At 49.1% G+C, this 24,097-nt stretch carries 18 protein-coding genes; 7 read left to right on the plus strand and 11 right to left on the minus strand.

Translation table 11 applies throughout. The features are described from left to right. Positions 1-77 precede the first annotated feature (77 nt). A complete protein-coding gene (locus C8D98_RS00675) occupies positions 78-2,795 on the plus strand; it encodes an ATP-binding protein (protein ID WP_132871089.1) in 2,718 nt (905 codons plus the stop codon). Here C8D98_RS00675 and C8D98_RS00680 read toward each other — a convergent pair. Next, positions 2,782-3,627 (minus strand): DMT family transporter, encoded by an 846-nt coding sequence (locus tag C8D98_RS00680; protein WP_207891220.1) that lies wholly within the window; start codon positions 3,625-3,627, stop codon positions 2,782-2,784. The genes C8D98_RS00675 and C8D98_RS00680 overlap by 14 nt on opposite strands. Before the next feature lie 119 nt (positions 3,628-3,746). Between C8D98_RS00680 and C8D98_RS00685 the strand changes: the two genes are divergently transcribed. Beyond that, on the plus strand, positions 3,747-5,216 hold the full coding sequence (locus tag C8D98_RS00685) for a polyphosphate:AMP phosphotransferase (RefSeq protein ID WP_132871093.1): 1,470 nt from the start codon (positions 3,747-3,749) through the stop codon (positions 5,214-5,216). Between the two features lie 32 nt (positions 5,217-5,248). Here C8D98_RS00685 and C8D98_RS00690 read toward each other — a convergent pair whose 3' ends face one another. Further along, positions 5,249-5,740, minus strand: a complete 492-nt coding sequence (locus C8D98_RS00690) for a YajQ family cyclic di-GMP-binding protein (RefSeq protein ID WP_132871095.1) — start codon at positions 5,738-5,740, stop codon at positions 5,249-5,251. Positions 5,741-5,811: 71 nt separating this feature from the next. On the opposite strand from C8D98_RS00690, the gene C8D98_RS00695 reads away from it, so the two are divergent. Continuing rightward, positions 5,812-7,476, plus strand: coding sequence for a molybdopterin-dependent oxidoreductase (locus C8D98_RS00695; RefSeq protein WP_132871097.1), 1,665 nt, complete (start codon positions 5,812-5,814; stop codon positions 7,474-7,476). On the opposite strand, the gene C8D98_RS00700 is transcribed toward C8D98_RS00695, so the two are convergent. From C8D98_RS00700 to C8D98_RS00710, 3 genes are read right to left on the minus strand one after another with little or no spacing between them, the layout of a single operon-like run. After that, positions 7,463-8,008 (minus strand): thiamine phosphate synthase, encoded by a 546-nt coding sequence (locus tag C8D98_RS00700; protein ID WP_132871099.1) that lies wholly within the window; start codon positions 8,006-8,008, stop codon positions 7,463-7,465. The genes C8D98_RS00695 and C8D98_RS00700 overlap by 14 nt on opposite strands. Then, positions 8,005-10,851: a bifunctional [glutamate--ammonia ligase]-adenylyl-L-tyrosine phosphorylase/[glutamate--ammonia-ligase] adenylyltransferase gene (gene glnE / locus C8D98_RS00705; RefSeq protein WP_132871101.1), complete on the minus strand. Its 2,847-nt coding sequence runs from the start codon at positions 10,849-10,851 to the stop codon at positions 8,005-8,007. Before glnE ends, C8D98_RS00700 begins: the two co-directional genes overlap by 4 nt. Next, positions 10,848-12,794, minus strand: coding sequence for a two-component system sensor histidine kinase NtrB (locus tag C8D98_RS00710; RefSeq protein ID WP_132871103.1), 1,947 nt, complete (start codon positions 12,792-12,794; stop codon positions 10,848-10,850). Before C8D98_RS00710 ends, glnE begins: the two co-directional genes overlap by 4 nt. A gap of 94 nt (positions 12,795-12,888) precedes the next feature. Between C8D98_RS00710 and C8D98_RS00715 the strand changes: the two genes are divergently transcribed. Next, positions 12,889-14,724 carry a phosphohexomutase domain-containing protein gene (locus C8D98_RS00715; RefSeq protein ID WP_132871105.1) on the plus strand — a complete coding sequence of 612 codons (1,836 nt, stop codon included), beginning with the start codon at positions 12,889-12,891 and terminating at the stop codon, positions 14,722-14,724. A gap of 48 nt (positions 14,725-14,772) precedes the next feature. Here the strand turns inward: C8D98_RS00715 and lpxC are convergent, their stop codons facing one another. From lpxC to recA, 6 genes are all read right to left on the minus strand, one after another. Then, positions 14,773-15,678, minus strand: a complete 906-nt coding sequence (lpxC, locus tag C8D98_RS00720; protein WP_132871107.1) for a UDP-3-O-acyl-N-acetylglucosamine deacetylase — start codon at positions 15,676-15,678, stop codon at positions 14,773-14,775. Between the two features lie 123 nt (positions 15,679-15,801). Further along, positions 15,802-17,121, minus strand: coding sequence for a replicative DNA helicase (gene dnaB / locus C8D98_RS00725; protein ID WP_132871109.1), 1,320 nt, complete (start codon positions 17,119-17,121; stop codon positions 15,802-15,804). 1 nt (position 17,122) lies between these two features. After that, positions 17,123-17,566, minus strand: a complete 444-nt coding sequence (gene rplI / locus C8D98_RS00730) for a 50S ribosomal protein L9 (RefSeq protein WP_132871111.1) — start codon at positions 17,564-17,566, stop codon at positions 17,123-17,125. Between the two features lie 126 nt (positions 17,567-17,692). Continuing rightward, positions 17,693-18,163 (minus strand): regulatory protein RecX, encoded by a 471-nt coding sequence (locus C8D98_RS00735; protein WP_132871113.1) that lies wholly within the window; start codon positions 18,161-18,163, stop codon positions 17,693-17,695. Between the two features lie 6 nt (positions 18,164-18,169). Then, positions 18,170-19,252: a type IV pilus twitching motility protein PilT gene (locus C8D98_RS00740; RefSeq protein WP_132871115.1), complete on the minus strand. Its 1,083-nt coding sequence runs from the start codon at positions 19,250-19,252 to the stop codon at positions 18,170-18,172. A gap of 1 nt (position 19,253) precedes the next feature. Next, positions 19,254-20,276 carry a recombinase RecA gene (gene recA / locus C8D98_RS00745; protein ID WP_132871117.1) on the minus strand — a complete coding sequence of 341 codons (1,023 nt, stop codon included), beginning with the start codon at positions 20,274-20,276 and terminating at the stop codon, positions 19,254-19,256. A gap of 140 nt (positions 20,277-20,416) precedes the next feature. Between recA and C8D98_RS00750 the strand changes: the two genes are divergently transcribed. The 3 genes from C8D98_RS00750 to C8D98_RS00760 are packed head-to-tail and all read left to right on the plus strand — an operon-like array spanning position 20,417 to position 24,093. Then, complete coding sequence (locus tag C8D98_RS00750) at positions 20,417-22,156, plus strand: tetratricopeptide repeat protein (protein WP_207891221.1); 1,740 nt, start codon at positions 20,417-20,419, stop codon at positions 22,154-22,156. Next, the gene (locus C8D98_RS00755) at positions 22,137-23,042 is read left to right on the plus strand and encodes a radical SAM protein (RefSeq protein WP_207891222.1); all 906 of its coding nucleotides are present in this window, start codon (positions 22,137-22,139) and stop codon (positions 23,040-23,042) included. The genes C8D98_RS00750 and C8D98_RS00755 overlap by 20 nt, the downstream gene beginning before the upstream one ends. Then, entirely contained in the window at positions 23,029-24,093 is a 1,065-nt protein-coding gene (locus C8D98_RS00760; protein WP_132871121.1) for a radical SAM/SPASM domain-containing protein, read from the plus strand. The genes C8D98_RS00755 and C8D98_RS00760 overlap by 14 nt, the downstream gene beginning before the upstream one ends. Positions 24,094-24,097: the final 4 nt, after the last annotated feature.

Genomic DNA, 24,097 nt, shown 5'->3' on the forward strand with positions numbered 1-24,097 from the left:
CCATTGATATTTGATATGTCATCGGCTTTCTGGTATAGAATATAAAAGTTTATTTAATTCACAAGCGGGAGCTCGGTTTGTCAGAAACTATACGGAAATATGCCGGAACATTTACTGGAACGGTTCTGCTCGGCCTTTTGGGCTATTTTGCAAACCTCGATAAATTTGAGCTTTTCTTCAATGTCGACTTTCTTTTCGGCGGAGTATTTTCCGTCATTGCAATAAAGAGATACGGTTTATTCGGAGTCATTTCCGCCGCAATAGCCGCAGCGGGAACCTACGTACACTGGAACCACCCCTACGCAGTTATAATCTTCACAGCCGAGGCTCTGGCGCTGGCACGTTTTTACAGCGAGCGGGAGGACATAATCCTTATCGATGTTCTCTACTGGCTGACGGGCGGTCTGGTTCTGGTTTTCTTCTTCTATTCGGGCATAATGGGCATGAGCGCAGCATCCGCCGCAATCGTGTATCTTAAGCAGAGCATAAACGGAATAATAAACACCCTGATCGCCTCTGTGGCTCTCTGCCTGATAAATCTCATTGCGAAAGAAGCGGGGCTGAAACACAGTAAGGTTCCCCTGCGCTCGGTCATTTTCGGAACCATCCTGCTGATAACCGTTCTGCCCATGGTGTTTTACATCATCTCAAATATCCGTCACCAGACTCAGGAGATGCAGGATGAGATGCGGAGAAAGCTAACAGCAATGACGAACGCCGCAGTGCTCTCCGGTAACAACGTTTTCGTGGCAAGCTATTCCAGCCTGAACATTCTGGCCGCCAACCTGAAAAATTATGTCGACGAAACAGGTGTGAACCTTAAGGGTGAGGATCATATAACCGCTATTCTAAGCTCATCCGACACCTTCCTCGGGATGGGTTTCATCAACAGGGACAAAATGGCCGCTCCGCTCTATGCAGAGGAGGAGAACGGTCTTAAGCGGTATTTCGGAAACGACTACAGCGACAGACCCTACTATGCAGAGGCGGCGGCAACGGATAAGATAATCGTTACCGAAGCCCGGAAAAGCAACCTGCTCAATCTGAACAACCCCATACTCATCCTTGTGAAAGCGATGAGAGATGATTCAGGAGAAGTGATAGGCTACGTTCAGGGAGGGATACAGTTCCGCTCCATCTACAGCCTTATGAACTCCATAACCAGCGACTCGGGTATTTTCCTGACGCTCACCGATATAAACAGAAAACGGATAATCTCCACCAATCCGGCATATCAGGGGATGGCATCCATCCCTGTTCTGAGCAGTGACGGCATAATTGAGGATTTCGGCGACGGAATATATCTGCGCACAACCAGACCGCAGGCGAACACTTCTGTAATGACCCGCTGGAACAACTCCTACATGATAAAAAGCGTTAAGCTGGAGCACGGAAAAGGCATGGTGCTCACAGCGGAAATGCCTATGACCTCATACGTTAAGCATATAAATCAGCTCGGTTTTCAGGCTCTGACGGTGATATACGTTTCCATCATAATATCAGTCCTTCTGGCATTTTTCATAAGCAGAAGAGCCGCAAGACACCTGAAACAGCTTTCGGACAGAACAGCCGGAATATCCAGCAGACTGGACACACAGGGGGCTGATGTCTGGCCGAACTCCATTTTCAGCGAGGTTACAGACCTTTCCGGAAACTTCAGGCATATGGAGGAGGAGATAACTGATCATTTCCGCCAGATAAGCATGCAGAAGACCGAACTTGAGGTCATTCTGGACTCGATACCGCTCATTGTCTTCCTTAAGGACACAAAGAACCACATCATCTTCGCAAACATGGAAGCGAAAAAGCATGTTCTCTTTGAAGACAACAAAAAGATGCACACCAGAGATATATTCGGAAATGAGCACGAACGCTTCTATTCCGACGACAAGATAGTCATGGAAACCAAACGGCCGCTCAGAAAGATAGTCCAGAGCTATCCGTTCAGTTCCGGACACATAACTGTGCTCACCGACAAGATACCCCTTTTCAAAGAGGACGGAACCATAAGAGCCATTCTGGTAATTTCCAGAGACATAACCGAAGAGCTGAAAGCGCAGGAGGAGAAGCAACGTACCCTGGAGGTACTCTATCAGCAGTCGAAAATGGCGGAGATGGGAGCCATGATAGGTGCGATAGCCCACCAGTGGAAACAGCCCCTCAACTCAATAGCACTGATAACCCAGCTTATCGAAGAGGACGCATCGGACGATACTGTTTCCGAAGAGACGCTTCTCAGAAACACAGGCGTCATAATGCGCAATATAGAATTTATGAGCCAGACGGTGAACGACTTTACTGGATTTTTTAAGCAGACAAAAACAAAAGAGGATTTTAAACCCTGCGAGACCGTGACCGAGGTTTACGGCCTGCTGGACAGACAGTTCGTCAAGAACGGCATAGAGGTCAGGTTCCACGAGCATAAACATTTCAGCATACACGGCATAAAGAATGAATTCAAACAGGTCTGCCTGAATATCCTGAATAACGCTAAAGAGGCTCTGATAGCCTCCGGAAACGAAAACAAGCGCATCGACGTATACTACGAACACGACGATCTGCTGAATAAGATAATAATAGAGGACAACGGAGGGGGCATTCCGGAACATCTTCTCCCCTCGAAGCTGTTTGAGATGTACTCAACAACGAAGGACGAAGGCGGAACAGGCCTCGGACTTTACATATGCAAGTCCATAATAGAAGAACACATGGGCGGAAAGATTGTTGCTGAAAACACCCTGACAGGAGCAAGATTCATAATCATGCTGCCCGCAGACGGTGTCAGTTCTTCATAAAATACCAGGTTCCGAAACTGACCGCCAGCACACCCGGCAGAACAGAAACATCCGGCAGTCCGTTGCCCAGCAGAAAATTTTCAGCCAGCACAAACAGCGGAATTATATAAATATAGCTCATAACCTTGCTAACAGGCAGCCGTCTGCCAGCATACTGAATGATGAAGAAAGTCACTGCCGTGGTAAACACCGTAAGATATCCGAGTCCCAGATAAAGCCTGAGCGGCAGTTCGCTCCAGTTTGTACGAACAATGTCCGTGTTCGCCCAAAAAGCAAGAACGGCAGCTCCCGTTGCCAGTGTCCAGAAGGTCAGAACAGGCGTAGGTTCATCCTTTGCCAGAAGCTTTGAAAGAACCGGATACATTCCCATACCCATGCATCCCGCAACGAATATCATATCACCCTTATTAAATTTCAGGCTTACCAGATTCTCAGCAGAACCGCCTGCTATCACCCAAACAGCCCCAAGCATCACAACACCCAGCACAGCGGCCTTACCCGCATTCGGAACCTCTTTAAGGAACAGTGCACCGTATATGGTCGTAAACACAGGCACAAGGGTATATTCCACTCCGGTGTTGGCGGCGGTGGTGTAGCGCAGAGCGGTGAACATGCACACAAAATAGATCACCAGACAAAGGCTTATAAATGTATAGCGCACAATGCGGCAGGGTTTGGGAATCTTTATTCCGTGGGAAAACCCCACATATATGCCGAAAATCACCGAGCCCATAAAAAATCGTGCAAAAGTGAGCACCACAGGGTTTATATCCCCCGCTATGGAATGCCCCACATGGAAAGTTCCGGAGATCAGCAGAGCGTAGATCATCATTAAGACGTGAGGGTTCTGAATATATTTTTTCATCGGCGGATTATATCATTTCCCGCAGGTTTGTCAGCTTTTTATCCTCACAGGTGGTATATTTGCTTATAAAACCACCGGAGGCCCTCATGCTGGAAAGTTTCGAAAAGGCCGAAAAGATATCAAAAAGCGACTACACTGACGAGCTGAACCGACTGCGAACCGAACTTATAAACGCTCAATACGAGTTCAAAAAATATAAACGCCCCATGATCCTTATCCTGACTGGTCTGGACGGTGCAGGGAAGGGGGATCTGGTGAATTTCATGGCCGACATAATGGATACCAGACTCCTTGAGACATCGACCTTCTGGCAGGAGACCGACGAGGAGAAGGAACGCCCCTATTATTACCGATTCTGGAACGCTATGCCCCAGGGCGGCAAACTGAGCATATATTTCAACGGATGGTACGACAAGACCATCCGCAGGGCTCTGGAGGACGGCGACAGTCCTGATGCTTTCACAAAAGGGCTTGAAGAGGCCGCCGATCTGGAAAAGATGCTTTCGCTGGACGGAACGGTAATAGTCAAGGTATGGGCGCACATCAGCAAAAAGGAACAGAAGAAACGCCACGAAAAACTGGTTAAAAAATCCGATAAATCCGAAGAGATAAGCAAACGTGCCCTCTGGTATTTCAGCAAATACGACAGGATAGTCGAATGTGCCGAAGCCGCATACAAGGCCACCCACAATGAGTTTGCCCCATGGGAGGTAATCGACTGCACGGACAGACGAACCCGTGAGATAAGGTTTCTTCAGGTCATCCTGAACCATATGAACCGTGCGCTGAAAGGACAGATGCCGAAAAGCCGCACGGAAAACCTTACAGGGCTTGCGTTTCCCAACGTTCTGGGCAGCCTGAAACAAAACTCTGAAACCGATCCGAAGGTCTACCGCAATGAGCTTGACGGACTGGTTGAAGATCTTAAGCCGCTGGCATGGGAGGCTTTCCGCAAGGGTCTGAGCACCATGATAGTTTTTGAAGGATGGGACGCAGCAGGCAAAGGCGGGGCAATACGAAGACTTTTGCGGGCTTTCGATATGCGCCTTTCAAAAGTGACATCCATCGCCGCACCCTCTTCCGAAGAACTCTCACGCCACTACCTCTGGCGTTTCTGGCGGCAGGTTCCGCGTGCGGGCAGAATAGCCATATTCGACCGTTCATGGTACGGCAGGGTGCTGGTTGAACGTCTGGAGAAGATAACTCCCCCCGCCGACTGGTTCAGAGGGTATTCAGAGATAAACAGTTTTGAAAAGCATCTCTCCGACAAAGGCGTTCATCTGGTGAAATTCTTCCTGCATATAACCGATGAGGAACAGCTTGCACGCTTCAAGGAACGTCAGGAGATACCCTGGAAACAGCATAAGATAACCGATGAGGACTGGCGCAACAGAGAGAAGAACGGGGAATATCTGGACGCTTACAACGAAATGTTCTTCAAGACCAGCACAAAGCATGCGCCATGGACGATAGTGCCCGCCAACGACAAGCGGGGAGCGAGAATTGAGATACTGAAACAACTTAAGACCAGTTTCACAAAGATGCTGAACAAATAGAAAAAAGGGCGGCTCAGGCCGCCCGTTATGCTTTAGCTTTTCATATTTACGAACTGAAGCGGAACGTCCATTTCCGAGGTCTTCATAAGCTGAATAACAGTCTGAAGGTCGTCTATCTTCTTTCCTTCAACACGGACACGCTCGTCCATGATGGATGCGTTCACTTTCAGCTTGGCATCTTTTATGAGCTTTACGATCTTTTTTGCGTTGTCCTTGCCCAGTCCCTCTTCGATCTTTATCTCAAATTTTCTGTGGCCTTTGGATGTGTTCTCCGGCTCGCCGAAGCTGAACACTCTGGCATCGATTCCCCTTTTTGAGCCGTGCTTTATCATCATTTCACGGATGGCCTGACCTTTCATGTCGTCCCCCGTAGTCACTTTGATAACCTTGTCCTTTTTGTTCAGGTCGATCTCAGTGTCGGTGCCCTTAAAATCGAATCTGCTGTCAACCTCACGCTTAACAAGGTTTACAGCGTTGTCCAGTTCCTGCATATCGATTTCGTTCACAATGTCAAATGAAGGCATTTAATCCCCTCCGTTATTTTGTCTATACCAAATAATCATTGATTTTACTGCAAATCAAGCGATAATTTCCTATGAGATTTTTTTGCAGTAAAGACTGCCCCGACACCTGCGCCATTGAGGCGGAAATCGTAAACGGAAAACCCGTGTTCAAGGGAGTTGCCGAAAGCTGGCAGAAGACCGGATTCGTCTGCTCAAAATTCAAAGTATTTGCCGAGCGTGAGATAGGAACCTCTGTCAGATCATACAGACGCATAGACGGCAATAATCACTATTTCGATAATGACGAAGCCGCTGTGGGCGCAATGGCGGAAATGCTGGAGCAGTACCGTCACAAAAAGATACTCTATCTGAAAGGCTCCGGAAGTCTAGGCTACAACATGGGCTACTGGGACAGGCTGATGAGCGGTTTTGAGCACGCATACAAAATAAAAGGCAATGTGTGCGATGTTACGGGCGAGGACGCACACGAGGCGGACTTCGGCACACCTCTTAACCCGCCTGTGGAGAATATTGCGGACTGCGATACGGCAATCCTGTTCGGAAAGAATGCCGCTGTGGTCAGTCAGCACCTTTTCGCCTATCTTAAAGAGCTGAAAAAGCACGGCCTTAAAATAATATACATAGACCCCATACGCACGAAAACGGCAGATATCGCCGACAGATATATCCCAATACGCCCGGCCTGCGACGGCCTGCTTGCGGCGGCGCTCATGACCTCTTTGGGGCTTGAGGACGGACACGACACGGAGAGATATCTCAGCCGAGCCGGAATTTCTGCTGAAGATTTCGAATATCTGAAGAGCAGTATAAGCTCAGGCAGAACAGCTTTTATTCAGGGATTCGGCATCCAGAGGAACCCCAACGGCATGAACATCGTCAGGCTGATAAACCGTCTGGCGGTCAAGTCCGGCAACGAAAGAAATCTTTTTTACGGGCATGCATCAAAACGCTACTGGAAAGGCTTGGGCGTTAAATTCAATAATTCTGTGCCCATAAACGAGGTAGCACAGCGTCTGGCCGAAAGCGAGTTCGACCTGTTCGTTAACGTTGCCGCCAACCCCGCAATGACCTTTGCCGATGCTAAAAACTGGATGAAAGGCATAGAGCGGACGCCAACCATAGTTGTTGACGTTCAGTCCAACAGAACATCCGAAAACTGCGACCTGTTCATCCGAACAGGCGGCATCTTCGCCCAGCAGGACTTAATGGCAAGCTACTTTTTCGAACACGCCCACAGCCGTGACAGACTGACCAATGAGCTGTCCGATACCGATATAGTAAGCAGGCTAAGTACGCTGTTGAACATCCCGGTGAATATGGCCGAACCGGAGAGTGCCATTCCTGAGGGCAGACAGTTCAGAGATGAATTTGTAAGGCCTCTGTTTCCTGAGGAACACGGCAGGTTCAGCCTTATGAGCATGTCACACCACGCATATCTGAACTCCCAGACACTGCCGCAAATTGCCGAAGGGCTGAAAAAAGCATACATTAATCCTGCCGATGCGGCAGAACTGAGCGTAGCCGATGGCGACGTGCTGAAAATCTCCACGGAGACGGGCTGTTACACCGCCTATGCGGAAATATCAGACAGAGTTTCGCCGAAGGTTATTATGAGCTGGAAGAACATTCCCATGCTTGAGGGCTGTATAAACGATGCCATTCCCCCGATACTTACGGATTCGGGCAACGGACTGGTGTATTACGGCATTCCGGCGGACGTTGCTAAAGTTCTCTGACGATATCCCTGAGTGTTTTTATCTCCCTGTAAAAGGATATCCCAGCAACTCCCTTGTAGCCTTTTCCTTTAAGCTGGCTCACATTTAACGTGCCGATGCCGCCCAGTGCGTATATGTCTTTTCCCAGACCGGACACATCCTGAACTCCAAGCGGCCTGACCTCGTAATCTTTCTGAGTATGAAATATCGGACTCAGCATATAATATGTCGCCTTATTATCGATTATCTCATCAACTGAATGGGCGGAATATCCTGTAGCCAGAGAGGTGTCTATCCCCTCTTTCCATGTGTTCACGCCGAGCTGAACCCCGTAATATCCAAGAATGGCGGCTATTTCCTCCCGCTCAGAAAGGATCAGCCTGTGCTCCGGCAGTGCATCTTTCAGCCTCTTAGCCTCTGCATACACAAGCTCAACAGGGCGATTCTTTATCCTGAGCCAGATAATGTCCGCAAAGGGAGCCGTACCCACCGCTATGTTCAGCCAGTCCGACCCCATGCTGTCGTAGTCTATTATCTGGACTATCTCCATCATTCCTTCCCGAAAACCCTTTTAAACGCCGCACGAACCGAACGGCGGATATTGTTGTATTCATCCAGAAGAGCGGCTCCTCCTGATTTGTACCCGAAGAACTCCGCCAGTCTGTCCAGCAGTTTGTCCTCTTTCGGCAGACGTGACGTGTCGGTGTTGTCATATATTCGCACCAGATTTTCCAGATGTCTGAAAAACAGGTAGCCTTTGTGGAAGCTGTTGAAATCTCTCGACGAAATAACGCCGAGATCCTTTGCCGAGTGGATGGCGTCGTGAGTGTTCGGTGTGTGCAGTTCGCCGAATTTACAGCCGTGCATCAGCTGAAACATCTGCGCCGCAAACTCGATATCCAGCAGACCGCCGTAGCCGGCTTTTATGTCGTTCTTTTCATACGGCAGACCCTTCTCGTTCTCAATTCGCATACGCATTTCATAAATCTCTTTCACGCCCTCATCGCCTATCAGGCATATATACAGCGCCTGAGCCTTTATCCGCTCAAACTCAGCCGTCAGAGGCGAGTTGTAGTTTATGACGCTTGAACGCATGAGTGCCTGTTTCTCCCAGAGCATAGCCCCTTTGCGCTGATACTCTTCGAAGCCCGCAAGGGTTGTGACCAGTGTTCCGCTGGAACCGCTGGGGCGCAGACGCATGTCTGTCTTGTACAGGTATCCGTTGTGGCTGTATGCGCTGAGGAAGGTTATGCCCCTCTGCACCATCTTTGAATAAAATTCCTGATTGGTAATGGATTTTTCGCCGTCTGTGGCTCCGTAGCCTTCATAGAGGAAAATAAGGTCGATGTCCGAACCGAAGCTCATCTCTATGCTTCCCACCTTGCCAAGCCCCACAAGCAGATAGCCGCACTCTCTGCCGTCCTCTGTTCTGGGTACTCCGTAGCGCTCAACCAGTTTTTCATAAACGTGGCTGAAAGCAAAATCCAGCGTTCCTCTAGCAAGCTCTGTAAGCGCACGCATTGTTTCGATAATGTTAGTCTGCTTATTAAGGTATGCATAGCCCGCATTGAACACGAACATTTTGTGCCTGATGCGTGCCGCCTCCGGTATCAGGTCCTCTTTGTCACGGTATTTTTCCGTGTACTGGAACAGGTCTTCCTTGATCTTTTCCGCTGTAAAGTCCATGGGTTTGGGGTCGTATATGTAGTCGAGCAGGTCACGGTTGCTCATTATCTGGTCGGTGAGATACCTGCTGTATGAAAAAATATTGATAAGTTTCTGGATTATGACGGGCGCAACTGAGAAGATATCGTGCAGCATGTATATTGTGGTGTTGCTGGTGAACATTCTTTCGAAGTTCGCAAGCACCTCGACACTGCCCGCTTTGCCGCCCAGACCGTTCAGGATCATTATGAAGAGCGACTTGAGTATCTGCCTGTCGCCGGATGTTCTGGGGCGGTTCTTCTGGCCTGCCATTACCCGCCTTATTATCTTTATACATTCCTGAGGTTCGTTTATCTTAAGCTGTTTAAGGATAACGGCCGCTTCATCCGGAGCTATGTCCTCATCGAACACCAGCATAACGCCTTCGTCGGATTCCGCATCTTTGAAAAGTTTGGCAAACTCGCCGTTGACCCTCTTTGTAACCTCTGCATACCTTGTTTCGAACTCGTCAGCAGTGGCAAAACCGCATCTTTCAAGATACAGAGGATAGGTTTCGGTCTTTTCCGGCACAGTGTGGGTCTGGCGCTCGTTCTCTATCTGCGCCATGTGTTCCAGCTTTCTGAGAAAGCAGTAGGATTCGGTGAGCATTTCGGAGGTTTCCGGAGTGAGGAGATTTGCGTCAGCCAGTATCTTAAGGCTTCTCAGTGTATTTGAATTGAAAACATTATTGTTTGACGGGTAATTGATTATCTGCAATGTCTGAACAACGAACTCGATCTCCCGTATGCCTCCGCAGCCGAGCTTGACATGCTTCACATTTGCGCCTTTAAGCTCAACCCGCTTGTTTATCTTCTTCTTTATGTCCTCAAGGTCCTTCATTAGGTTATAGTCCAGACTTCGGCGGAAAACGAAAGGCTTAACGGTTCTGATGAACGCTTCGCCGACCCCTTTGCTTCCCGCAACGGGAAGAGCTTTCAGAAGCATCATCCGCTCCCAGCTCTGGCCGTAGGTCTCGTAGTAGGTCTCGTAGCTTCTGACTGGCATCGCCAGTGCGCCCCTGTCGCCGTCCGGTCTCAGGCGCAGATCCACCCTGAAGACTATGCCGTCTTTTGTGCGTTCGCCTATTATACGGGTGATATATTCCGCCATCCTGTTGAAAAATGTATGGTTATCAAGCGAATCTGCCCCGTCGGTCTTGCCGAGGTCTGAGCCGTAAACGTAGATAACATCAATATCGGAGCTGAAATTCAGCTCCCAGCCGCCCAGTTTGCCAAGGCCTATGACACAGAAGCCCACCTCTCGCCCCTCTTCGTCTCTGGGGGTTCCGTGTGCGGCTTTCAGCATGTTCGACGCATAAAAGTAAGCCGCCTCACAACCTGCCGAAGCAAATGCGGAAACGTTAGCCGTCACCTCCAGACAGGGCGCACCGAAGCACATATCCGATGCGGCGATATTTATATATTCCTTCATCTTCACATTGCGCAGGTGAGCCATGAACTCATCATCGTTCATGCCAAGCACGTTCACTGCGAAGATGTCCTCCAGAATGGATTTTTTACTGCGCAGGGTTCTGAATCTTCTGACTGCATCCTTAAGTTCGTGCGGGTTGTTTATCATCCACATCCCTATGAACTCGGAGTGTCTGGCTATATATGCCAGAACAAGGGAATCCTCGGCTGATATCCCCTGTTCAAGTGCTATCTGTTCTGTCTGCTGTTCTCTAGAAATCATTTTGACTCCGGTAATAATATTGTGAACTCACAGCCCTCGCCCGGGGCACTGTTCACTTCGATAAACCCGCCGTTGTCCATCACCACCTGCTTAACGGTGGCAAGCCCCAGCCCCGCCCCTTTCCGCTCCTTTGTGGTGTAGAAAGGCTTAAATATGCTCCTCTGTTCTGTCTTGTCCATCCCTCTGCCGGTGTCTTTCACCTTAAGCTCGAAGAACGACCCGTAGAATGTTTCTCTTTTTCCGGTGGAAACGGTGATAATACCTTTTTTCTCCATGGCTTCCGAGGCATTCTGACACAGATTCACCATCATCTGTATATATCTGCTCTCAATGATGTTTATCATCATTCCGTCTGAACTGTCATTATACTCTATTTTAACATCCGGCGGCATAAGATTTCCCGAAATATCGATTGCGGTGGCAGTAAGCTCCCTTCCGAATCTCGGGATAGGTGTCTCCTCGGTCTCTTTCGCACTCTGGAGCACCTTCTGAATGTACATTTTGGCGCCTTCGACTATCCCGTTTATGTTAACCAGATGCAGTTCACGCTTGTCATCGTCGTCCGCCCGCTCAGCAAGGCTGAACTGGAGGGCAATATTCTGAAGGATGTTGCTGAAGTCATGAGCCATGCCCGAGGCAAGAGTGCCGACAGCCTCACGTCTCTGAGCCAGATAAAAGCTGTTCTGCATGCTCTTATAGTCGGTGATATCAGTGAACAGGGAGAGCACAACGTGCCGTCCTTCGGTCTCCATCAGGATTGAGCTGGCGGAAATGCTGATAACCTCGCCGTCGCCCCTTATCAGGCCGAACTCGCCGAAGCTCTCAAGCTCCTCCTCGCCCATGGATTCCAGTCTGGCTCTGAACTTCTCCTTCTCCCTGATAAAGTCAAAAATTTTGCATCCGCAGGCGGCTGAGATCCCCAGTTCCCGGCATTTATTGTTCTGTTCAATGATGTTGCCGTCCTTGTCGTGGACAACGACATACTCCGGAATGGTCTGAAAAAGGCTCTCATATTTTTTGCTCAGACTGTTCAGGTGCAGGGTACGCTCTTTGATCTCGTCGGCCAGCCTCCTGTTCACCTTGAACATCTCTATGATTATAAGCAGAATGAGCAGCCCCAGCGGAAGAAAAACTATTACAACGGCAAACTCACCCGCCCAAGGGAAGAAACTGAAAACAAACTGTCTTTTGTAAGGCTCCGTAAGATATATCAGAACGAATTTTGTGCCGTGCACTGTAAATTCATAAAAACCCGCCTGCCTGTTGCCGAACTTGGCCGTGGTTCGGGTTTCTATATTTTTTTTAAGCCTGAGAAGCTGCCCCCTCTCGGTTTCCGCACCATAGCGGGAAACACTGTCGATCAGCAGTTCGCTCTTTCCGCCTCTGTAAACTGTGCTCCAGTAGCCTTTTACCCCGCTGTCGTCCATCACGGTAAAAATATCGTATACCGCACCGCTGAAAACACCGTTGCGCATAACAGGATATATCAGGATCATGTTGCTGCTCTTGCCCGCATCCATGTATCCCAGATAGACCTTTCCCTGCCTTATCCGGGCTGCGGCCTCCTCTGATCTGGGTGTCGGCACAGAGCAGTCATCGGCACCGTAAGTTATGCTTTTTATTATCTCAAATCCGCTGTCGGTGATTCCGGTGCTGAAACAGTCGCCCAGATTGTAGTGTTTATCGATGAAAGATGCATACTGCTGGAGCTGTCTGGCCATTTCGTCGGGTGTCGGTGCGGCAGCAACCTCTTTCAGATTGTCGCCACGCTCGTGGATTATATGCTCGATGAACCGGCCGATAAGTTTTGAGTTGCCTGATGCCTCAGTCGAATATTTATCAGTAAGGCTTTCGTCAGTCTCACGTCCCGCAATAAGAATCCCTATGCTCGCCAGACCGGCTATGAACAGCAGGATTATGAGTCTGTTAAAAAATTTGAACATATAAACTTCTTGTGGTTATTCAACAGGACTTGACCGATTCGCCTGTTATGCCATAATTCTAAAAAGCAAATGTCATTTGTGCAAGAGGTATATCATGTCAGATTCTTTCAAAAAGCTCGATGCCCCCGAAGCGGTGGTAAAAAACGCCGATAAACTCCTTAAACCCACATCATACGACATCCGTGCGTATGTGGGAGAACCGGGGAACTTTTTCACAGAAAAGGCAGTGCTCACCCCCGAAGCAATGGAGACCATCGGCAGGATTCTGGGCTGTCAGGAGTTCGTTCTGAAATCCGGAATGCGCATGAGCCTCAAGGTCGGCGATACTGTGGTGATAGGTTACGACAACGGCCCCACCTCCAAACCCCTTGCGGAAGCTATGGCAAAAGGCCTGAACAGTCAGGGGGTAAACGTTTACGATATCGGAACGTCCTCCTCCGGTCAGGTTTATCAGAACCAGAACCAGCTGGGCGCAAAAGCCCACGTTCAGATAACCCGCTCCCACGTTGAAGTCACCACCAACGGAGCAAAATTCGGCATATCCACTCAGGGTGTCCACACCTATCTGCTTGAACAGATGAACATATTCCTTAAAGAGGGCTATCCTGTAAGAAACCTGCCCGCAGAAAAACACGGCAAAGTCACCGACAAGATCAAAGAGGGCAGAGACGTATATTTCAGTAAGATGAAAGCCGTATACGGCGAATACTTTTCAAAAAGAGACAACTCAAAGACAGCGGTAAACCTTTTCGGCGGAACAGGACTTCAGTACAAAGAGCTGTTTCTGGATATTCTCGGCAAAGATACGCTGATTCTCGGCGATGATATAGACGTTAACAGCGGACATCTTCTGGCTGACCCCACCCGCAAAGAGATGCTGGCGAAAGTTCCGGGGCTTCAGAAAGCTCTGGATGCGGGAAAACGTGTTCACTCCTTCGATCTTGATGCCGACAGAGGCTCGCTGACAGAAGGCTCGGACGCTCTTTCCGTTTCGGGTTCAGGTCACTATCTGGGCGACAACCTCGCTTTCATCCTTGCCGACCACAAGCTGAAACTGGCTCTTCCGGCACTTCGCAAGGCTCTCAAAGAAAAAGGAGTGAACGAAACGAACCTGAAAGCCGTAGAAAAGATAGCAAAGACCTTCTACATAGACCCCAGATATACCGGAGCGGTGAAAAAATATATCGAATCCCTTGGCGGAACAACGGTTTTCCACCCCAAAGGTCACTCGCTCTGGAAAGAGACCATAACTGAGAATATGAAGCTGATCGCTTCTCTGGCCGGATACGGCTCCATTGATGAATTTGTTCAGGCGACAGGCTACAGAGACCTGCAAATAGAGGCCAGCCTTCACTTCTTCTCAACCGACACTGCCGACGGCATCCCCAGAGACGACGCTGTGGAAAACATCTTTATCCTTGAGCAGGTAATGGATGAACTTGGCATAGATAAGCTGGCTGACTACTTCAAAACCGTGCCCTCCCGTTTCGCAACAAAGGAGATACGCACCGTTGCGGCATCTAACGAACAAAAAGAGCATATCACAGCCGAAGCTGTGGCCGCACTGCGCAACCTCTTTTCCGGCAGACACGGATTCGACGTTACGGAGTTTGACGGTCAGATAAGGGTGGATTTTACAGAAGGATTCCTGATGTACGGAATGTCCAACACTTCGCCCAAACTCACCTTCATGGCGGAAGGAGAAACGGTAGAAATGCGCAATAAGGCGCTTGCCTTTGTTCTTGCACTGCACAACGAACTGAAAAGGAAATATGACGATAAAGAGCCTATGGATCTGTCCGAAAACGACTTTTTCACTAAAGACGGCTCATATGAAATGAGTGCGCCGGATTCTGTCTATCTTTGTGATAAGCGTGCTCAGGAGTTTATGGATCACTGCGGGCTTGATAAGGAAATTATCGGATTTTAAAAGATATGCGGTCGGTTACACCGGAAGCCTTAAAAGCTTCCGGTGTAATCAGACCAGCCCCTGTGGTTTCAATTCAAACTGAGTTACGCCCGGAACTTTCTCTCCGGACATTTCAACTATTGAATATGAGTCTTTCGACTCGGTCATAAGTCTTGCGAAAAGGTTGTTTATCTGGTGGCCGGATTTATAGGCTCTGATGTGCCCGAAAATCCTGTAGCCTGTCAGCGATATGTCGCCGATGAGATCGAGCACCTTGTGCCTTACGAACTCGTCTTTATATCTGAGTCCTTCGGGGTTCAGTATGTCGTCGCCGTCTATCACCACGGCATTTTCAAGACTGCCGCCCTTTGCCAGACCCATCTGCCAGAGTGATTCCACCTCACGCTTGAACCCGAAGGTGCGTGCGGAGGCTATCTCGTCTGCAAAGGTGTTTTCATCTATCTGATAAAAAGCTCTCTGCTGGCCGATGGATTCGCTTTCGAAGTCAATGTCGAATGTGACCTTGAAAAAGCGGGAAGGGATTATCTCTATCCACTTTCCGTCCTTCTCAAGCCTTATCTTCTTGTTGAACTTCATATATTTTCTGGGTTTGCCCAGTCTTGTTATCCCTGCGTTCTTTATAAGGGGGATATAGGGTTTTGCGGAGCCATCCAGAATGGGAACTTCGGGTCCTGAAACCTCTATCATTGCGTTGTCGACACCCATTCCGTAGAGGGCGGACATTATGTGTTCTATGGTGCTGATGGAGTGTTCGCCGCATTTGATGGTTGTGGCGAGCATGGTTGAAGTGACTGTATAGGGCGACACACGGGTATATTCACTGGCTGCGTCGCTGCGTCTGAAACAGATTCCGCTGTCGGCAAAAGCGGGATGCAGGGTCATGGATATTTTCTGCCCTGTGTGAAGCCCGATGCCGTCGATTGTGATGCTTTTCTTTAATGTTGTCTGTTTCATGCGATATTTACAGCAATATGCATGCCATCGCTAAAACCCGCTAAAATCAGGAAAATGTTAATAATTTGTATGAAAAATACAACAAAAAGGGGCTATCCCCTGTATCATTTTAGATACAGTTTTCTAGCCCCTGTAGAGATCTTTGAAGAGCATGTACTCTTTTATGAATGACAGCTCGACCTCGGTTACGGGGCCGTTTCTGTGTTTTGCTATGATAACTTCCGCAACGCCCAGTCTGTCGGACTGCTTGTTATAGACCTCGTCACGGTACAGGAAGATGATCATATCCGCATCCTGCTCGATGGCTCCTGATTCTCTAAGGTCGGAAATCATCGGGCGTTTGTCTGCTCTCTGCTCCACACCGCGGTTAAGCTGCGAAAGAGCAACAATGGGAATATTAAGCTCCTTTGCCAGAGCCTTCAGCGATCTTGATATCTCAGAGATCTGCTGTTCCCTGTTGTCCCCTTTTGTGGCTCCCATCAGCTGAAGGTAATCCACAAAAATGAGATCCAGTCCGTGTTCACGGCGGATCCTGCGGCATTTCGCCCTGAGTTCCAGAGGGGTGATGGCGGGGGTATCGTCTATGAAAAGTCTCATATCACCCAGAACACCCGCCGCACTGGCGAGCTTCTGCCACTCCTCCATCGAGAACTTCCCTCCCCTCAGCTTGTTCGACTCCACACCCGCCTGAGCCGCCAGAAGACGCTGGGCAAGCTGGTGGGAGGACATTTCCAGAGAGAAGAAAGCAACCGAGCGGTTGTCCTTGTACGCCGCATTCAGAGCGACGTTCAGTGAGAAAGCGGTTTTACCCATACCGGGTCGTCCCGCAACTATTATAAGGTCTGAGTTCTGCAGACCGTTGGTAACATCGTTCAGGTCTTTAAAGCCCGTGTTTACGCCGGAGAGCTGATCGCTTCTGTGGAAAAGGCTGTTCAGCATATCCAGAGTTTCGTGCATCAGCTTTCCCAGCGGCTGAACACCGCTCTTGAGCTTATGCTCCGCAAGGCTGAAAATACGCTTCTCCGCACTCTCCACAACTTCGGAAACGTTGTCAGGCTGTTCGTAGCAGGACTCGGTCATCTCCACCGCAACACCGATAAGCTGGCGCAGGGTTGCCCTGTCACGCACAAGCTCGGCATAGTGGCCTACGTTTGCTGATGTTGGGATGATATCCACCAGAGAGGAAACGTATTCAACGCCCCCTGCCCTTTGCAGGTCTTCATCGGACATTGAACCTATAACGGTGACAACGTCCACAGGCTTTCCCTGTTCCTGAAGCCACAAAATCTTGCGGTAGAGGTTCTGGTGGGCGGGAATGTAGAAATCATCGGCACTGATCTTGTCGACGACCCTGTCCAGCGCCTTGTCATCAAGTAATATCGAGGCTATAACCGCCTGCTCCGCCTCCTTGTTGTGAGGGGGAACACGTCTCATATCCGCCATATTATTCCGCAACAACGTTGACTTTTACTTCGGCGTTGATTTCCATGTATATCTTGACCTTAACACTGTGCTGTCCGGGTTCCTTGATGTGGTCTTTCAGGGCTATGTCCTTTTTGTCCACTTCCACCCCTGCATCGTGCAGAGCCTTTGCAATGTCCGCCGCAGTTATTGCGCCGTAGAGCTTGCCTGTGTCTCCGCCTTTGCCTTTGATGGTGATGCCTGTTTTGTTCAGTGTTTCAGCCAGAGCCTTCGCATCGGCTATTTTTTTGGCCTCACGCTCTTTGGCCGCCTGTCTTTTGGCCTCCAGTGCCGCAAGGTTTGCGGGAGTGGCTTCCACTGCCAGTTTCTTTTTAAAAAGGAAGTTCTGGGCGTAGCCGTCTTTGGCCTCTTTTATTTCGTCTTTTTTCGCAACGCCCTTGACGTCTTGAAGAAATATTACTTTCATAATTCAAACCTCTAACTTTTCTTAATTCTTATCTCCCCCTTTATTAAAGGGGGATTAAGGGGGATTTACATCTTAAGAAGAAAATACCCCGCCCCTCCTTTGACAAAGGAGGGAGAAAACTGAAATCTATTCTTCCTCAGTATTCAATACTGCAACTATCTCGTTGCAGGAATAACCTTTTCTGTAAAAATGAGCAATACATTTCTGTTTCAGCTCATAGGGGCTTTTGGCCCTTTTCGTCTCCATGTACTTTGCCACCATAGACCTGAGCAGCTCTTTTCTGTCGATATACCGCTCGTCCGCTATATCGTCAAAATCCGTCACATTGTCGTCAACGCCCTTCTCTCTCAGTTCCTCTTTTATGCGGAAACTGCCGTAGCCCGAACGCATGCGGGAGGCTATCAGGTTTTTTCTGGCGTTTTCATCGTTTATGTAGCCGTAGTCTTTCAGTTTCGCTATGGTCTCGTCCGCCGCATCCTCTCCGAAATGCTCCGCTATCTTAGACCGCATCTCGCTCTCGAAAAAATCTCTGCGGGAGAGCACCCGAACAGCGTACTCAAATGGGGTCTTACTGCGTATTCTGCGTTTGGGAAACAACTTTTGTTACCCTCTGCCGCCGGAAAAACCCGCCAGTTTCAGTTTGAGGTCGTCGGGACTTTTCGCCCATTTCAGAGCCTCTTCTGCGGTGATGTAGCCTGCGTCGATATGGTCCATAAGGGACTGGTCGAACGACTGTGAGCCGTAAATATCACGCCCCTGCTCTATGAAATCCGTTATCTCGTGAATCCTGTTCCTGTCACCGATGCACTCTCTTATTGTGGATGTGGAAACCATTATCTCCACCGCAGGAACCCTGCCAGGCTTGTCGGTTCTGGGAACAAGTCTCTGGGATATCACCGCATTAAGCACCGATGCAAGCTGGAGCCTTACCTGCTCTTGCCTGTGGGGTTCGAACACGGATATTATCCTGTTGATGGTCTCCGGTGCATCCAGAGTGTGCAGGGTTGACATCACAAGGTGTCCGGTCTCCGCCGCATGGAGCGCAGTCTCTATGGTCTCGACATCACGCATCTCGCCCACCAGAATCATATCCGGATCCTGCCTGAGCGCCCTTTTAAGAGCCTCGGAAAATGAGTTCGTATCCGCACCCACCTCCCTCTGGGAGATGGAGGCCTGCTTGTCCGTGTGCAGAAACTCTATGGGATCTTCAACGGTGATTATGTTTATCTTCCTGGTGCGGTTAACGTAATCTATCATGGATGCCAGAGTAGTTGATTTTCCGCTTCCGGTTATCCCCGTCACCAGAACAAGGCCTCTGTGTTTGCCTGAGATCTCTTTTATGACCTCCGGCAGAAAAAGCTTGTCGATGTCGGGAATGGATTCGGGTATCACTCTCAGAACCATGCCTATGAGTCCACGCTGGATATATGCGTTCACCCTGAAACGTGCGACACCTTTCAGAGCATATGCAAAATCCGCCTCTTTGCGCTCTTTGAACTCGGCTTTAAGACCGGCGGGCATAATGCTGCCCGCCATTTTAACGGCGTCCTCCGCCGTAACGGTTTCAAATCCTTCCAGATTCTCCATCTCGCCGTGCAGACGCACCACAGGCGGCCTGCCCACTTTTATGTGGATATCGGAAACGCCCATTGATGCCGCTTTCGCCAGAATGGAGTTCAGTTCCATCTTATTCCTCGGAAGCTGTTGCTGTTCCTTTGTAGTCGGTCACGGCATATTTGGCTCTTATCTTAGCCTCAAGCTCTGCCGCCGCTTCAGGGTTATCTTTAAGCCAGCTTCTGGAGTTCTCCTTGCCCTGACCTATCTTCGCATCGCCGTAGCTGAACCATGCGCCCGCCTTATTGATGAATCCTGCATCAACACCCATGTCGATGAGAAGTCCCTCACGGGATACGCCCTCGCCGTACATGATGTCAAATTCGGCCGTTTTGAAGGGGGGAGCCACCTTGTTCTTAACCACCTTCGCAATGCCGTGGTTACCCACAACCTCTTCCTTCTCTTTCAGTGCCTGAGATTTTTTGATCTCAATACGCATTGATGCATAGAACTTAAGAGCGTTACCGCCGGTTGTGGTCTCGGGGTTGCCGTATACCACGCCTATTTTCGAACGGGTCTGGTTTATGAATATCAGTGTGGTCTGAGACTTGTTTACAATGCTGGTGAGTTTTCTGAGAGCCTGGCTCATCAGTCTCGCCTGAAGACCCATGTGGGAATCGCCCATCTCGCCCTCTATCTCCGCACGGGGAGTAAGAGCCGCAACAGAATCCACTACGATGATGTCTATCGCACCGCTTCTTACGAGGGTCTCGGTTATCTCCAGTGCCGCCTCGCCGCTGTCGGGCTGGCTCACCAGAAGGTTGTCGGTGTCAACGCCTATGGCCTTGGCATACACGGGGTCAAGAGCGTGTTCCGCATCGACAAACGCCGCTGCGCCGCCCTGTTTCTGAGCCTCTGCTATGGCATGGAGGGCTATGGTGGTCTTACCGCTGGACTCCGCTCCGTAAATCTCTATTATCCTGCCTTTGGGAAATCCGCCCACGCCAAGAGCTATATCCAGCGACAGAATGCCGGTGGACACAACGGGGAGCTTTTCGTTGGGTCTGTCGCCCAGACGCATAACCGCCCCTTTTCCGAAATCCTTCTCTATCTTGCCCAGAGCAAGCTCCAGGGCTTTTTTCTTATCCTGATCCATCTCTCCTCCGAAAAAAGTGATTTAACAAATTATATTACTATAAAATCTGTCTTAAGAAAACATCCATTTGATAACATGACCAAGCGACAGTTGCTGTCGTCGTTATAAATACTGTACAACTAAAATATCTTGGATTAAAATTGCTCATGGAAATTTCGTTCAATCCGGAAGAGCACGTTAATTCATACACAGCCCTTTTCTCAGGCAAACAGGTCACTCTGGACAGCCTGCGCAGATTCATCGACACCGAAAACAGATTCGGCACCCACACCGACAAAAAATACATCCAGCAATACGGACAGCTTTTCCGCACACTCAGGGACAATCTGATAGTTCCAAACTACGAAAAATTCAACCTGCTCCCCGTTTTCGAAGAGCTTGCGGCTCTCATGCGCCGAAGCGGAACAGTCCTTCCGCCAAACCCGCAGGGGAGACAGATAATAGACGGATTTAAAAACTCGTATGACTCAAACGAGCCATACTGGAAGCTCCAGCTTCTGCGGATGGAGACCGTTCTTTCATCCTTCTGCGCCGAAGCTGACAGGAACTATTTCCTGAACAAAGTACTGCTTCTGCGCTCCGTGGACTGTTTCCGCAGTCTGGAAGAGGTGCGGCTGTTCGCCCAGTGCCTCAGAATGCTCTTCCCCACTCCCACAGAGTTCATGACCGCCGCTCTGAAAATTTTCACACCCGACTATGCCAAACGGGGTATAACGGAGTTTAAAGCGGGGCTGATGTGGATAACCGAAATATCGTGGACGCTCGCCTATAAAGAAGCCAAAGAGCACATGATGCTCATGGACAGCTGGATAAGCATTTTCCATGAATGCATAAGACTTAAAAATGACGAGGCTGTGTTCTACATGCATTTCCCCCTCAGTCACGTCTATCTGAACAACTGCCACACCCAGCCTGAGTTCAAAGAGTTCAACGACAGAGTGGAAATACCCTTCTCAGACTATATTCAGCAGAATATGGACAGATGGAACATAAAGCCCGTCACAAAACAGAACGAGAAAAAGCGCATAGGCTTCGTTTATGACAGACTGGCGGGAAGCTCACCCGTAAAACTGCTCCTGTCCCTTCTGCATTATATGAAGAACGAACCCTACGAGCTTTTTGTTTACGATATGGCCTACATTGAAAAGGCGGTATCCCGAAAGGAGTATATTGACGAAGTGCTCTCGGCCGGAGCGAAATACGTCAACAACCACGAACTTACAGACAGCGCAAACGGCCACTACTACAGCCACTTTGAAAAGAACAAGGCTCTGCGGAAGAAAGTGATTGAGGACGAAATAGACGTGCTCATCGTCACCAGCAACAAAAGCCAGGCCGCCTTCCTCTGCGCCACAAGAACAGCCCCTCAGCAGATATTCTGGGACCACGGGAACCACGAATATGACGTTGCGGGACTTGACAGCCGCATATGTCATTTCGATGACGGATACAGGAACGGTTTTGAATTTCAGAGATTCGACCTGAAAATGCTCCCGAAGTATCTGAACGAAGACGAGCAGATGAAAAAAGCGGCTGCTGCTGAGATAAAAAAGAACCTTCCGCCCCACTCCGTTGTTCTGGGAAGCATAGGCAGAATAATGAAACTTTCCGATGAATATATGGAGATGGTGGCCGATATATTAAAAGCAAATCCGGATACGATATACCTTGCCTGCGGCGATGGTCCAATTGAAGAGAAGAAGGCGAAAGCCCGAGCTCTGGGAGTTGCCGACAGGTTCATTTTCACAGGCTGGGCGGATGCCCACGTATACGGACACGTTATAGATATCTACCTGAACACTTTCCCCCTTGTGGGCGGCGAAAGTGTCAATGAATTTGTTTCCAAAGGTGAGAATAAGTATGTCGTCACTCTCTACTGAACATAAACTGCCCGAAATAATAATTCCCGAAGATTATAACTATCTGGCATTCTTCATATCCCTGAACTGCAACCTGAAATGCCACTACTGCATAAACCTGAACGATAAAAACTCCGCCAGAAAGGACATGGCGAAGCACCATATGGACGGTTCGGACTGGGCAAAGGCAATAAACAGGCTGAACATCGGCCGGGACGACCTTCCCGTGACCTTACAGGGGGGCGAACCCACTCTTCACAAAGATTTTTACCGCATAGTCAACGAAACGGACGACAGCATAAAACTCGACCTGCTCACAAACATGGCGTTCGATCCCGAAGTTTTCATCAGGAACGTCCCCGTAAAAAAATTCACCCGTGAGGCGAAATATGCCGCCATCCGTGTGAGCTATCACCCGGGCTACAACGACATAGACGAACTGATAAAAAAGACCCTGCGCATGGCCGATGCCGGATTTTATGTCGGCATCTACTCGGTTCTGGTACCGGAGAACAAAGAACATATCGACGATGTAATGGCCAGATGCAAAGGGCTCGGGATAGACTTCCGTGTTAAGGAATATCTGGGATTTGACGGCGAAAAGTGGCACGGCGAATATAAATATATGGACGCCATAAGCCAGCATGAACGAAAATCATGCCTCTGCAAAACCACGGAACTTATAGCAGGCCCCACAGGGCACGTTTTCCGCTGTCATTCCGACCTGTATGCCAACAGAACCCCCATCGGGCACATCCTTGACCCCGATTTCCGCATCGAACAGATATTCCGTCCCTGCGACTGGTACGGATTCTGCAACCCCTGCGACATAAAAGTGAAGACAAACCGCTTCCAGATATTCGGACACACAAGCGTTGAGATAAAGGATATACATGAGCTCAACTGACAAATACGGAATCGACAGCCATAAACTGAAATATCATCCGGACAGAGTTGCGGATTATCTGAAAACAGGCGACACCGCACCCGTATACGTTGAAATTTCTCCCACCGCATTCTGCAATCACAGATGCGTATTCTGTCACTACAACTATATAGGACACGAGGGTAAATTTGAAAAAGGGCGTATGCTTAAGCTGGTTGAAGAGCTTGCGGAGGCCGGCACAAGATCAATAGTCTTCGCAGGGATAGGTGAGCCGCTTCTTAATCCGGAAACCATTCCGGCGGTATTAAGGGCAAAGGAACTGGGAATCGATGTCGGCATGAGCACAAACGGAGCTCTTTTAAAGCCGGAATATGCTCAGGCGCTGGCAGATACGCTGACATGGATACGTTTTTCTTTCAACGGCTCCACACCCGAAGAGTACGCAAAGATACACCACACACAACCGGAGGATTTTGAAAAAGTCCTCGGAAACATCACCATGCTGGCAAATGAGAGGGCAAGGAAAAACAGCAGTATCACCATAGGAATGCAGTATATTCTGCTTTCTGATAATCTTGGCGGGATCGAGCAGCTTATCAGAAAGGTCAGAGATACGGGTGCTGACTATTTTTCCATGAAACATTTCTACGAACACGAAAAGAACACCATGACCTGCTCTGCAATAAACGACGAACAGGAAAAAATGCTTGCGGAACTGTCTGCGAAATATACTGACAAAAAGTTTTCGGCAATCCTCAGAAGCCGTGAAAATCTAAACCGCAAAAGGATTTACGACAAGTGCCACGGGCTTCCGTTCATCGTATATATCCGCGAAAATGGAGACGTTTACACCTGTTTTTCATACCAGCATGACGAAAATACCGTGCTGGGCAATATAAACAAAACGACTTTCGGCGAAGTATGGTCCTCTGAAAGAAAAAAGATGGCCGTAAGTTACATAAACAATAAAATCATAAAAAACAACTGCCAGCCGAACTGCCGCCACCATCAGATAAACAATTATCTGTGGGAGCTGAAAAATCCGACGCTGGAACACATAAACTTCATTTAGAAGG

This window comes from Seleniivibrio woodruffii (genome assembly GCF_004339245.1).
Taxonomy (GTDB): Bacteria; Chrysiogenota; Deferribacteres; order Deferribacterales; family Geovibrionaceae; genus Seleniivibrio; species Seleniivibrio woodruffii.

Coding starts and splice junctions, on each gene's coding strand:
- C8D98_RS00680 (WP_207891220.1), bottom strand. CDS start 3,627: ATGATGATCTACGCTCTGCTGATCTCCGGAACTTTCCATGTGGGGCAT.
- C8D98_RS00685 (WP_132871093.1), top strand. CDS start 3,747: ATGCTGGAAAGTTTCGAAAAGGCCGAAAAGATATCAAAAAGCGACTAC.
- C8D98_RS00690 (WP_132871095.1), bottom strand. CDS start 5,740: ATGCCTTCATTTGACATTGTGAACGAAATCGATATGCAGGAACTGGAC.
- C8D98_RS00695 (WP_132871097.1), top strand. CDS start 5,812: ATGAGATTTTTTTGCAGTAAAGACTGCCCCGACACCTGCGCCATTGAG.
- C8D98_RS00700 (WP_132871099.1), bottom strand. CDS start 8,008: ATGATGGAGATAGTCCAGATAATAGACTACGACAGCATGGGGTCGGAC.
- glnE (WP_132871101.1), bottom strand. CDS start 10,851: ATGATTTCTAGAGAACAGCAGACAGAACAGATAGCACTTGAACAGGGG.
- C8D98_RS00710 (WP_132871103.1), bottom strand. CDS start 12,794: ATGTTCAAATTTTTTAACAGACTCATAATCCTGCTGTTCATAGCCGGT.
- C8D98_RS00715 (WP_132871105.1), top strand. CDS start 12,889: ATGTCAGATTCTTTCAAAAAGCTCGATGCCCCCGAAGCGGTGGTAAAA.
- lpxC (WP_132871107.1), bottom strand. CDS start 15,678: ATGAAACAGACAACATTAAAGAAAAGCATCACAATCGACGGCATCGGG.
- dnaB (WP_132871109.1), bottom strand. CDS start 17,121: ATGGCGGATATGAGACGTGTTCCCCCTCACAACAAGGAGGCGGAGCAG.
- rplI (WP_132871111.1), bottom strand. CDS start 17,566: ATGAAAGTAATATTTCTTCAAGACGTCAAGGGCGTTGCGAAAAAAGAC.
- C8D98_RS00740 (WP_132871115.1), bottom strand. CDS start 19,252: ATGGAACTGAACTCCATTCTGGCGAAAGCGGCATCAATGGGCGTTTCC.
- recA (WP_132871117.1), bottom strand. CDS start 20,276: ATGGATCAGGATAAGAAAAAAGCCCTGGAGCTTGCTCTGGGCAAGATA.
- C8D98_RS00755 (WP_207891222.1), top strand. CDS start 22,137: ATGTCGTCACTCTCTACTGAACATAAACTGCCCGAAATAATAATTCCC.
- C8D98_RS00760 (WP_132871121.1), top strand. CDS start 23,029: ATGAGCTCAACTGACAAATACGGAATCGACAGCCATAAACTGAAATAT.